At 59.5% G+C, this 11,852-nt stretch carries 10 protein-coding genes; 5 read left to right on the forward strand and 5 right to left on the reverse strand.

Going from position 1 to position 11,852, the window contains the following annotated elements; all coding sequences use genetic code 11:
- Nucleotides 1-5 precede the first annotated feature (5 nt).
- The 3 genes from NGM99_RS20665 to NGM99_RS20675 are packed head-to-tail and all read right to left on the reverse strand — an operon-like array spanning nucleotide 6 to nucleotide 3,389.
- Nucleotides 6-1,019, reverse strand: coding sequence for a sugar ABC transporter substrate-binding protein (locus NGM99_RS20665; protein ID WP_252822504.1), 1,014 nt, complete (start codon nucleotides 1,017-1,019; stop codon nucleotides 6-8).
- 34 nt (nucleotides 1,020-1,053) lie between these two features.
- Complete coding sequence (locus NGM99_RS20670) at nucleotides 1,054-2,013, reverse strand: ABC transporter permease (protein WP_353937445.1); 960 nt, start codon at nucleotides 2,011-2,013, stop codon at nucleotides 1,054-1,056.
- 53 nt (nucleotides 2,014-2,066) lie between these two features.
- Nucleotides 2,067-3,389 (reverse strand): hydroxymethylglutaryl-CoA reductase, degradative, encoded by a 1,323-nt coding sequence (locus NGM99_RS20675; RefSeq protein ID WP_289852604.1) that lies wholly within the window; start codon nucleotides 3,387-3,389, stop codon nucleotides 2,067-2,069.
- 114 nt (nucleotides 3,390-3,503) lie between these two features.
- On the opposite strand from NGM99_RS20675, the gene NGM99_RS20680 reads away from it, so the two are divergent.
- Together NGM99_RS20680 and NGM99_RS20685 are read left to right on the forward strand one after the other, a co-directional pair.
- A complete protein-coding gene (locus NGM99_RS20680; RefSeq protein WP_252822508.1) occupies nucleotides 3,504-4,904 on the forward strand; it encodes an aminotransferase-like domain-containing protein in 1,401 nt (466 codons plus the stop codon).
- Between the two features lie 465 nt (nucleotides 4,905-5,369).
- Nucleotides 5,370-5,717: a RidA family protein gene (locus NGM99_RS20685; RefSeq protein ID WP_252822510.1), complete on the forward strand. Its 348-nt coding sequence runs from the start codon at nucleotides 5,370-5,372 to the stop codon at nucleotides 5,715-5,717.
- Nucleotides 5,718-6,015: 298 nt separating this feature from the next.
- On the opposite strand, the gene NGM99_RS20690 is transcribed toward NGM99_RS20685, so the two are convergent.
- Nucleotides 6,016-7,419 carry a nucleoside hydrolase gene (locus NGM99_RS20690; RefSeq protein ID WP_435371471.1) on the reverse strand — a complete coding sequence of 468 codons (1,404 nt, stop codon included), beginning with the start codon at nucleotides 7,417-7,419 and terminating at the stop codon, nucleotides 6,016-6,018.
- Between the two features lie 190 nt (nucleotides 7,420-7,609).
- On the opposite strand from NGM99_RS20690, the gene NGM99_RS20695 reads away from it, so the two are divergent.
- From NGM99_RS20695 to NGM99_RS20705, 3 genes are all read left to right on the forward strand, one after another.
- On the forward strand, nucleotides 7,610-8,596 hold the full coding sequence (locus NGM99_RS20695; RefSeq protein WP_252822514.1) for a sugar ABC transporter substrate-binding protein: 987 nt from the start codon (nucleotides 7,610-7,612) through the stop codon (nucleotides 8,594-8,596).
- Between the two features lie 80 nt (nucleotides 8,597-8,676).
- Nucleotides 8,677-10,182 carry a sugar ABC transporter ATP-binding protein gene (locus NGM99_RS20700; protein WP_252822515.1) on the forward strand — a complete coding sequence of 502 codons (1,506 nt, stop codon included), beginning with the start codon at nucleotides 8,677-8,679 and terminating at the stop codon, nucleotides 10,180-10,182.
- Complete coding sequence (locus NGM99_RS20705; RefSeq protein WP_252822517.1) at nucleotides 10,179-11,189, forward strand: ABC transporter permease; 1,011 nt, start codon at nucleotides 10,179-10,181, stop codon at nucleotides 11,187-11,189. The genes NGM99_RS20700 and NGM99_RS20705 overlap by 4 nt, the downstream gene beginning before the upstream one ends.
- A 195-nt stretch (nucleotides 11,190-11,384) precedes the next feature.
- On the opposite strand, the gene NGM99_RS20710 is transcribed toward NGM99_RS20705, so the two are convergent.
- Nucleotides 11,385-11,678, reverse strand: a complete 294-nt coding sequence (locus NGM99_RS20710; RefSeq protein ID WP_252822519.1) for a hypothetical protein — start codon at nucleotides 11,676-11,678, stop codon at nucleotides 11,385-11,387.
- Nucleotides 11,679-11,852: the final 174 nt, after the last annotated feature.

An 11,852-nucleotide genomic window follows, 5' to 3' on the forward strand; every position in this document is an offset into this window, starting at 1 on the left:
CAGCCTTACTTCAGCTCGTCCAGCGTCCAACAGTTACGCTGATTAACGTTGTTTTTCGTGATCATAGTCAGCGGGTTGAAGTACATTGTCTGCACCTCACCTGCTGTTCCATCGGAAAGCAGTAGCCGCACGATCTCCTGGTTCAGAAGATCACCCTGCAGCGGCACATTGTAGCTGATGTAGAGGTTGAACAAACCGTTCTTGACGTTTTCGCATCCTACCTGATTGCCGCCGCCTGAGGTTACGAGGAACACTTGGTCGCTCTTGCCAGCCTCCTTGATTGCGGAGGCAGTACCAGTGTCTTGATTGTCCCAGATGCCGATGGCGCCGCACAGATCGCCATGCTGCTGCAGCACGGTTGACATGATTGAACGGGCCTTCTCAGGGTTGTACTCCGTTGCCTGCTGCGAAACGACTTGAATGTCCGGGTGCTCGTTTAAGACTTTGTAGATGCCATCCAGCTGGAAGACGTCAGAAGCGGCGGTTGGCACGCCGGTGTCAATCGCGACCTTTGTAGAGACGCCTTTGCCTGCATCGCACTTCTCAACAATGGCCTCGGCAGCCTTGCGGCCGATCTCGGTCCAGTCGGCACCAACATAGGAATCGGTGGTGGTGTTCGACTCTAAGTTGATCTGAACAATTTTAATGCCAGCTGCCTGCGCCTGCTTCAGGAGACGTGCATAGGACTGGATGTCCGGATTGTGGATCACCATTAGGTCTGGCTTTTCGGTGATCAGGGACTGAATTGCTTTGGTACCTGCATCCGTGCTCCAAGCTGGGTCGCGGATGTCGAAGCTGTAGCCCAACCGGTCCGCCTGCTTGCGCATCTGCGCCGCCCATCCTTCGGTGAGGTCGAAGCCCATGGACAAGGGTACGAACACCACTTTCTTGTCCTTCAACGAAGTATGAAACGCCGTACTGCGTGGGTTCTCAAGACCCTTGTCCTGTGCGCCGGCCACGGACAGACTGGCCGCTAGGGCCACTGCCGCGAGAAGTGCTTTCGTGAATAGTCCGCTCATCATTCCATCCTCCCAGAGTTGATGAAGCCGTTGGTCAAAGATCTCCCTGCTGCGACGTCTGCTCGTCGCGAGGGTTCACAAGAGAATCGACAACGATCGCCAAGAGCAGGACGACGCCCTTCACTAGGTTCTGGATCGTGTAGTCGATGTTCATGATGGTCATGCCGTTGAGCAGGATGCCAACAAATACGGTGCCCAGAATGACGTTGCGCACGCTGCCGTGCCCGCCGTTCAGGCCGATGCCTCCCAGAACTACTACGAGCAGGATGTCGTAGATCATGGTGGAGTTGAACAACCGCGCATTAATAGCTGCCGCCGAGGACGCTAAAATCAGCCCGGCAACATAGGCAATCAGGGCAGTTGACGCATATTGCGCCACGATCATCGGGCGGGTCGGCAGGCCGCTCACGCGCGCTGTGTTCGGGTTGTTTCCCATCGCATAGGTCATCCAGCCGAAGCGGGTTCGTCGCAGCACCAGTTGGACGACTACGCAAAGCAGAGCGAAGGCAACAACGGTGACGGGGATCCCAAAGACGTTGCCTTGTCCAATCAGCCGGAACCATTCTGTGTCCGGTGGAACGTTCTGCATCTCGAGCGTGAAGAAAAAGGTTCGGCCGGTTCCATAGATGACAGAGCCTGCCGCCAGCGTGGCAAAGATGGGCGGCACTTCGCCGAACGCGATTAGTGTGCCGATCATAATTCCTGCCAGCATTGCAAAGCTAGCACCGATCAGCAGCGCTAGTTCGAACGGATAGCCAGCGCGCGTGATGACAAATGCCCATGACACGGACACCACCATCACTGCGATCATCGAGACGTCGATACCGCGGGCGATCACCACGAGGGCCATGCCGAGCGCTAGAATGCCGAGAATGGATACGCTGCGCACAAGGACGAGGAGGTTGCCGCTGCTGAGAAAACTTGGGAGCAAGATGGAGAACGCCAGGAAGGCGACTACAGCTAATAAGAAGACAATGCCTTCCTGGCTCTGCAAGAGCCGTTCCCGAATAGTGGGGCCCCTAGCGCCAGTTTGCTGCTCCGCGGCACTCATGATCTGTCCGCGCTACGGATAACTTGAAGTAGTTCCTTGGCGCGGTCGACCCGCACATCGTGGGTACGCGCTAGTTCGGCGGCTACCCGCTCGACCTCGTCCCCCGAAGCTCCGGCCACGATCGCGATATTGCGAGCATGAAGCGCCATATGTCCTTTCTGAATGCCTTCGGTAGCAAGAGCGCGAAGCGCCGCCATGTTCTGAGCAAGGCCCACAGCGACTGTTACCTCCGCAAGTTCCTGCGCGCTTTGCACGCCCAGAAGCTTCAACGCCGCGCGTGCTGCAGGATGGGTCTTGGTCGCGCCTCCCACGAGGCCCAGCGCCATTGGCATTTCTAGCGTTCCCATCAGATTGCCACGGGCGTCGATCTCCCAGCGACTAAGCGAAGTGTAGCGGCCTGCCCGGGCCGCCCAAACATGGGCGCCAGCCTCGATGGCCCGCCAGTCGTTGCCGGTCGCGACGACGATCGGGTCAATCCCGTTCATGATGCCCTTATTATGGGTCGCGGCACGGTAGGGATCGACGATTGCGAAGGCACAAGCCTCAACGATGCCCTGCGCGATCCGCTCGCCTGAATAGTCCTGCGTTTGCAGGGCCTGCGGCGTCACTGAGACAGCTGCACGGGCAAGCCGTAGATCGGCATAGTTAGACAGGATGCGCAACCGCACCACCCCACCCGTGATCGTCTCGATCAGCGGGGCGACGGTTTCAGCCATGGTGTTCACAGTGTTGGCGCCCATGGCATCACGGACATCGACCAGGAGATGCACGGCGAGCATTGAGCCAACCGGCGTATCCTCAAAGATGTGCACCTCGATATCTTGGCAGCCGCCACCGAGCGAGATCAGAACCCTGTCCCGTTCGTTGGCTGCGGCGATAATTGCATCGCGGTCGCGAAGCACGCGGGCACGTGCGGCGTGCGGATCGCGGACTTCGAGGACCTGTACCTGAGCCCGCATGATCGGCCCGGTGCTCGAAGTTACGAATCCACCACAGTCGCGCGCAATGCGCGCCATGAAGGATGCGGCGGCCACAACCGATGGCTCTTCCACCGCCATCGGAATCAAGTAGTCGCGGCCATTGATGGTGAAGTTGGTAGCAACACCGATCGGCAATTCGAAGGTACCGACCACGTTCTCGATCATGCCGTTGGCAAGGGTAAGCGGAAGACCGCCTCCACCCAGGACGCCGCGCTCGGCTTCACTCAGATTAACGGCGACCGCAACCCGATCAAGCCGCTCGGCCGGCGACAAGTTACGCAGGTTCTCCAAACGTGAATTCAAAGCGGGACGCGTCGCGCTTTCTTGTAACACTGCCAAGGCCGCTCCTCCCAGATGCAGTCTCCCCTTGCGTCGGATCAGAGCCTTTTGATAGCGTCATGGAAAGGTACAGTTTGGCACAATTGCCTTGAACTGTACCGTGGGAGTGAAGAGGTGACAGTTTCAAAGCAAGGGCGTAGCGGATTTACGCTCGCTGAAACGATCGCTCGCAGACTCCGCGATGACATCTCCGCTGGAACCCTCCTGCCCGGAGCTCGCCTCCTTTCAATACGCCAGGCTGCTGTCCACTTCGGTGTATCTAAGAACACAGTCGTGGACGCCTATGAGCTGCTTGTTCTATCCGGTGATGTGATCGCACGCGCTGGCTCCGGCTTTGCTGTCACTAGTAGGGGAGCTGCAGCGGCAGGCTCTCGCCCGCATCATGTTACTGAAGCCGTGGACATCGCCTCGCTTCTTTCCGCTCAACTTGAACAGGATTTTGAAGTTCGCGTAGGGGACGGACGCCCTCCCCCGTCTTGGACGGAGGAGTCAGAAATCCGTCGCTATCTGGGCGCTTACGGGCGAGCCCTGCCTTTGGATTCTGACGCCTATGGTTCGGCTATGGGCTTTCTACCCATGCGCCAACAGTTGGCGCGTCGCTTGGCCAACCAGCAGATCGAAGCAAGCGAGAATAACCTTCTCCTGACGTTCGGCGCCAATCATGCCTTGGACCTGATTATCAGAGCCATGGTTTTGCCTGGCGATACGGTGTTTGTGGATGAACCAGGCTACTATCCGCTGTTTGCCAAGCTTAAGCTTGCCCGCGCTAACGTCATGGGCATCGCGCGCACGCCGGATGGGCCCGACGTTGAAGACTTTATTGCCAAAACCGCAACGGCGCGTGGTGGCTTGTTTTTTACGCAGTCCATTGGCCACAACCCAACCGGCGGCTCGATAACGCTCTCAGTGGCTCATGCCGTTCTCAACGCGGCAACGCGACATGGCATCTTAATTGTCGAAGATGACCCATTCGCGGATCTTCCGATCGTAACGCAGGACAATCGACTCGCTCGTCTCGGTCAGCTGGAAAACGTTATTTCCGTGGGTACGTTTTCCAAGACGCTCTCAGCTAGCCTGCGCTCCGGCTTCATCGCGGCGCGAGCAGACAGGATATCGGCCCTCGCAGAACTAAAGATGCTCACGACCGTAAACAGTTCGGGGCATGTCGAGCGAATAATTCATCGGCTGATCAGCGACGGGCACTACGACCGTCATCTAAAGCGGCTCGGACGCCGAATCCAGCATGCCGCTCAGCGAGTACGTACGGACTTGGCTAAAGTGGGAATGACGATCTTCTCCGACCGCAGCGACGGGTACTATATCTACTTGCGGCTGCCGGACAGAGTAGATGACATCGAACTTGCTAAGCAGGCGGCACAGCAGGGCATCCTTATCGCATCTGGTAGCGTATTTTGCCTCGACCGACACAGTCCTCATTCAAGGGGAATGCGAGTGAACATTTCCCGAGCAGACAATGAAAGGTTCTACCACTTCCTTCTGCATGCGCTTGCTTAAGACGTCGATGAGTATGATTTAACATAGAAAGCAATCTTTGCGGAAACCTGTCCTCGCCTCTCATGTCGCTCCTTGTTGATTAGTTAGAGTTGCGGACCGTCAGCTCTAGGGCCCGCTCCATCCGTTGATACTTGTGGGCGCTTAACTTGATGTGTGCACAAGTCAGAATAAATCGGCGCTCTTGTGCTCATGCCCAAGCACTTGCCCGATCCGCAGATCGGAAGTTTCTGGGCTACTTCCGAACGATATGAACAAGTTCGCCTTGATCCATTTTCCCGAAGCGTTGGCGCCGGTGCCCAGTTGGGCGTTGTCGTTGGGTCATTGAGAGAGCTATCCGAGGCTTACGCTCATGCTTGAGGTTGCGATCCCCGCCGCCTGAGCTATCCCACGTGTCCAAGCACGGCGACGCGTGAACTTAGTTCATGGCCTGATTAGTCGATCAACCTAACCTTGAAGGACACCGAAATGATTGAACGGATCGGTGCGGCGGACCGTTGGAGCGATGCGGTTATTGTTGGAAACCTGATCTTCCTGGCTGGCCACGTTGCCGAGCAAACCGTGGGTGCGGACGTGCGCGAGCAGACCAGGGAAGTGCTCGCGCTTTTGGATGACACGCTGGCGCAGGCGGGCGTGACGAAAGCCAACCTTGCGTCCGTCCAGATCTATCTCTCAGACATTTCGACAATCGACCAGATGAACGAGGTTTGGGACAGTTGGGTACTGCCGGGCCAAGCCCCTGCGCGTGCCACGGTCGAGGCACGGCTTGCGCACCCTGGACTCGCGATCGAGATCACGGCTGTGGCCGCACGCTGACTTGAGCGGTGCCAAAAGACCAAAAAGTCTGTCCGGTGTGGTGTTGCATGCGGACACGAGAAGGGGTCGTAACATCCTCTGGGTGGCCTTCGTAGCTGTGCAAAACGAGTGAGCGAAATAAAGGGGAAGGACTTGGGCCGGCAGCGGACGGTCTGGGTTCCTGCACAATCAGTGCAAAGCCCGTCCTTCCACCTTGAAGTGCATTATCGCCTAACATCTGCAAGGTAATAGGATATCACTCCCACACCTGTATTCCGCGGCTTCAACGGATGTTCCTCCGGTGGCGTAACGCAATCGCCTACTTCTGGCTTGAAGAATCTGCTGACAGCGGCACCACGATCTCGTTCCAGAACTCCTCTTCATCGATGTGATTCTGGATAGCGGCCTTCTGCGTGCCGACCGGGCCCGGAATGGCTTTTGAGTTGGGATCATCGCTGTCCCCAAATGCCAGGCTTCGACCGTAGTCGAGGCCCATCTCGGTGTTCACGTCGACCGCAACCCCAATGATCGGCTGCGGTTTGCCGTCTGCAGGACGGGGCGCGTTGTTCCATGCCAGGACGATGGATGGGTCGATCACATAGGCGGCAGCGAACAGGTCCCAGACATTGGTCGGCCCGAACTTGGTCTTGCCCTGTTTCTTCATACGCTCTTCCCGTTCGAGCCACAATTTCCTGATCCCCGGGAAAGTGCTGTCGACCATGCGGCGATAAAGGTCTTCCGGCATGCCGCCGCTGTGCTCGTTGGCTTCGAGGCCGGCGATGACTTGGTTGCCATACGTCGCGAAGGTCTCGGATTTCGGATCACCCCATTTCGCGCGTACGCTGATCTTGGCCGCTTCGGGGTCGGCCCACCAGTTGAACTCGGCGGATGCGGATGAATTGCCGGGCACGAAGAAGGCGCCGCCCATATAGACGATCCTCGAAACCTTGGACGGGAATGTCGGGTCTTTCAGGATGGCGCGCGCGATGTTCGTCAGCGGGCCGATCGCGATGATCGTGATCTCCCCGGGATGCTTGTTGACCGTGCGGACCATGAAATCGACCGCATCGTCGCTGCCATCCGCGTCGGGATGATCGAGGCCATAAACATTCGCGTATGAGGGCGCCTCTCCATATTTGAGCTTATAGACATCGGCCCAGTTCGCCATCGGGTCGGCGTCGATGCCGTCGCCGGCCGACGGACGCATGTAGCCGCCCCATCCGATGATCGGGCTGATTTGCTGCTCCGCCGCCATGACTGCCGGGTTGGTGCGGTCGCCGCGCCAGTTACGAATGCCGTAGCGGCTGCCCTCATAGATCGGAACGCTCGATCCGGTCGCCTCCAGCTGGCGCACCCCGGTCGCCACGCCTGCCGGCATCGGCGTGTTTCCAGCCACGACCGTAACGCCGAGCAGATCGATATTGGGCGCACGGTCGAGCAAGAGCATCGCGGTGCCATCGTCGAACAACTCGACCATGTCAGTGTCCAGAATGACTTTCGCGGGGTTCTCCGCCGTCGGCTTTTCTTGGGCAATGGAAGGGCCAGCCAGGATCAAGGAACCGACAACGAGTAGGAGCTTGCGGCTTCCTGCTGATATCCTTGGCCAGTCGACCTCATGATTTTCGAATAGCAACTTCATCGTCTTCCTCCCGCGAAGCCGTGCCGTCTTTTTGGTCGAAGCGGTCATGTGAGCGGGGCAGTCGAGTTCGAAGTTCTGAGCCATACGCCGCAGCCGATCGAAGGTGCGACTGTAGGCTTCAGGGTCTTCGAGCGTCAAGAAAAGGCGAAAGAGCCAAGGCTCCACTGTGCCTCAGTTTGGTTGGTCTGTCGTATTGACAGCTTTTCGATCCGAACCCTACGCTGCATTCGGTCGGCTTCGCGGGAGGCGTTCGCCGACCGAATGGGAGGAATGCATGACCAAGGTTTCGATTGCCCAGAACCTGGGCCTGGGTTCAGGCGCGCTTTCACGCCGGCAACTTCTTCTGACGGGCGCGGCCGGAGCAGGCGCCCTGCTGCTGCCGGCCATTCCAGTTTTCGCTGCCGACAAGCCGAAGATCGGTCTGGTGATGAAGTCGCTCGCCAACGAATTCTTCAAGCAAATGCAGGCCGGCGCGGAAGATTACGCCTCGAAGAACACCGACAAGTTCGAATTTGCTGCGGTGGGCATGAAGGACGAGCGTGATTTCGCCGCGCAGGTGGATGCGGTCGAGAACTTCATCACGCAGCAGTTCAACGTGATCGTGCTGGCACCTGCCGATTCCAAGGCCATGGTCACGCCGGTGAAGAAGGCGCTCGAGGCCGGCATCAAGGTCATCAACATCGACGTGGCGCTGGACGAGGAAGCCAAGAAGCAGGCCGGCGTCGATCTCGCCTTTTTCGGGCCCGACAATCGCGAGGGCGCGAAACTCTCCGGCATGGCGCTCGCCAAGGAACTGGGCAAAGGGGCCAAGGTCGTCATCCTCGAAGGCAACCCGGAAGCCGACAATGCCAAGGAGCGCAAAAAGGGCTTCGACGATGCGGTGGCCGAGGGCGGCCTCTCTCTTCTCGATTCCAAGACCGCGCATTGGGAAACCGAGGAAGCCAACACGCTGATGACGAATTTCCTGACGCAGTATCAGGACATTCAGGGCGTGATGGCGGCCAATGACTCCATGGCGCTTGGTGTCGTTAAGGCGCTCGATGCCGCCGGCAAAAGCGGGCAGATCAAGGTGGTCGGCTTCGACAACATCCCCGCCGTCCAGCCGCTGATCAAGAGCGGCAAGATGCTCGCCACCATCGACCAATATGGCGCGCAGATGGCGGCCATGGGTATCGATTACGGGCTCAAGGAGCTTGCCGGCGAAAAGCACTCGGGATGGGTCAAGACGGACATCAAGCTGATCACGGCTCAGGATCTCTAGAGCCCGGAGTGACGGCAGGGCTGGCATCGGTGGGTAGCGCCAGCCACGGTCCTGCCGCATCCCCGGCGTCAGGACACAGCATGCCAGCAACCGACGTCATTCTCACGCTGGACGATGTCGGCAAGACCTTTCCGGGCGTCGTCGCGCTGGATGGCATCTCCCTGAAGCTCAGGCGCGGCGAAACGCACGTCGTGCTTGGCGAAAACGGCGCCGGCAAATCGACGCTCATCAAGCTCCTCGCCGGCATCCATGAGCCCGACTCCGGCGAAATTTTCCTGAACGGAGAGCCCTACAGGCCCAAGACGCCTCACGACGCGCAGATGCAGGGCGTTCGCATTGTGCATCAGGAACTCAACCTGCTGCCTTACCTTTCCATCGCCGAGAACCTGATGCTGGAGCACCTGCCACGGCGTTTCGGCATGGTGGATCGAGCGGCACTGAACCGACGCGCGGGCGAGTTGCTGGCCGAGGTCGGGCTGGCAGTGGATCCGCGCACGCTGGTCGCGGAATTGGGCGTCGCCCAGATGCAGTTGGTCGAGATCGCCAAGGCGATCGGCTACGACAGCAAGCTTCTGGTGCTGGACGAGCCGACCGCGACGCTGACCCCGCCCGAGATCGAACGGCTCTTCGCGATCATCGGCCGGCTGAAAGCCAAAGCTGTTACAACTATCTACATCTCCCACCGCCTGCACGAGGCCTTCCGCATCGGCGACCGCGTGACGGTGCTGCGCAACGGGAAGCTGGTCGAGACGAGCGATCTGGAAGGGCTCTCCGTTCCCCATCTCGTGCGCCGCATGATCGGCCGCGACATCGCCGACGAGTACGGCTTCGATGCCGACATCGTGCCGGGCGCGGTCGCGCTTGCCGTGAAGGGGTTGAAGCGCACGCCGGATGCCGCTCCGGTTTCCTTTTCGGTGCGTCATGGGGAAATTCTGGGCGTTGCCGGCCTCGTCGGCTCGGGCCGCACGGAAGCGATGCGCGCGCTGTTTGGCGCCGACCGCAAGGCGGGTGGCACAATCGAGGTCGAAGGCAAGGCAGTGGATGTCCGCGACCCGCGAGACGCGGTGCGGCAGGGCCTTGGCTTCCTTACGGAAGACCGCAAGAGCCAGGGGCTGTTGCTCGACTTGCCCGTGGACGTGAATTTCACGATCACCGACTTGCGAAAGATCTCGGCCAGGGGCCTGCTCGATCGCAGCAAGGAAAAGCGGGCAGCAAATGAACTGGTCAAGCAATTGCGGGTCAAGACGGCCTCGATCGACACGCCGGTGCGCAATCTTTCGGGCGGCAACCAGCAAAAGGTGGTTCTCGCCAAGTGGCTCTTTCGCGGCACCTCGACGCTGATCCTGGATGAGCCGACGCGCGGCGTGGATGTGGGCGCGCGCCGCGAAATCTATCAGCTGCTCTGGATGCTGGCGGCGAACCGCAAGGCCATCGTCATGGTCTCCTCCGACCTGCCCGAACTGATCGGCATGTGCCATCGCATCATCGTCTTTTCCAACGGCAAGCTGGTGGGAGAACTTTCCCGGTCGGACTTCGACCAGGAGCGGATCCTGTCGCTTGCCTATCAGGAACATGTTCAAGCATGACCGATACGCCCATCTCTCCGGCAAGCACGCCCACCGCCGATCGGGGCAAGCTGAAACGCTTCTTGTTGCGCGATGCCGGCGTGTTCCTGGCGCTCATCCTGATCACCGCCGTCTTCTCCTTCACCGCGCCCTACTTCGCGACATCGGGCAACGCGCTGAAGATCTTCGTCCAGATCGCCATCAACACGGTTCTCGCGGCGGGCATGACCTTCGTCATCCTGACCGGCGGCATCGATCTTTCTGTTGGCTCGGTGCTGGCGCTGTGCACGGTGATCGGCGCGCTGATCATGACCTCGGGGCTGGAGCCGGCTCTCTCGATCCCGCTTGCCATCCTCGCCTGCATCGCGGTCGGCGGGCTTTGCGGGTTCATCAACGGCAAGGTCTCGACCTATTGGCGGGTGCCGTCCTTCATCGTCACGCTCGGCATGCTCAACATCGCGGCCGGGGCGGCGCGCGTGGTTTCCGACAACACCACCATCACCGGCCTGCCGCAGGGCTTCGTCGATTTCGGCAACCTGATCATCACCGGCTTCCTGCCATCGATCTTTCTGGTCGCAGTCGCAGTGATCGCGGTCGGCTGGTTCGTCCTTCGCTTCACCGTTTTCGGGCGGATGATCTATGCGGTCGGCGCCAATGACGAGGCGGTGCGCCTGTCCGGCCACGATCCCGACCTCTTCAAGATTGCGGCCTTCACTATTTCGGGCGTTACCGCCGGCATCGCAGCGATCGTTTATCTGCTGCGCCTCAACATCGGCAGCCCGATCGCCGGCGTCGGCTACGAGTTAAACGCGATCGCGGCCGTCATCATCGGTGGCACCAGCCTGTTCGGCGGCAAGGGCTCGATCATCGGCACGCTGGCCGGCGCCTGCATCCTGCAGGTGCTCGCCACTGGCCTGCAGTTGCTGGGCATCGGCGACAACTACAAACCGATTATCATCGGCGCAGTGATCATTCTTGCGGTGATCGTCGACACATATCGGGAGAAACTCCTGCGTTCCATGCGATAGCCGTTGCATATTGGTGGGCAGCATTCTGGTGTTTGAACCGTTGATTTTTCTGCGGCATAGCAGCGAGCGCATGATTGCGTTTGGGTGAGTGGCATCACCATTGCGAACGGCTGAGATTGGGCGCAATGCCGCCAGCGCAACTTGCCCGCGATGATCGCATTTTGGCCAGCATCGCTGTCGGCGTTTCCTGTGTCACTACCAATAAGCTGCCAAAGGCTGGCGCCTGATGCACAGCGGATGGGAAGGGCGCTTCTGATGAATGGCAGCATCTTCATCAGTGGCGCTGGTTTCTACCATGCCTGCTAAGTTGGGCTCTGCCACGCGCTCCGCATCTGCCTCGTTGAATTGTGTTGCCGTGCCATACTGTCTCCGCAGCCCTGCCTCACCAGACAGCACGCCCTCACGTGTCAGCTGCTGCACGCGCCGTTCAGTCAACAGCAACAGCTTGACGATGGTCGCAACAGGATGAGTGGCAGCCCCACCGCTCATGCGGCTGTGCTCTGCTGAGGGGCATCAGCCAAGGTCACGCCCCGGGCGGCAGCAACAGCGGCAAAGGTCAGCGCTTCTCCATCTGCCTTGCCCTCTAGCCTCGCCTCCTGTCCTGTGAACGCCTGCCAGCGTTGGATGGCGACATCCACATAAGCGGGGCTGAGCTCGATGGCG

Source organism: Mesorhizobium liriopis (assembly GCF_024053505.1).
GTDB lineage: Bacteria > Pseudomonadota > Alphaproteobacteria > Rhizobiales > Rhizobiaceae > Mesorhizobium_B > Mesorhizobium_B liriopis.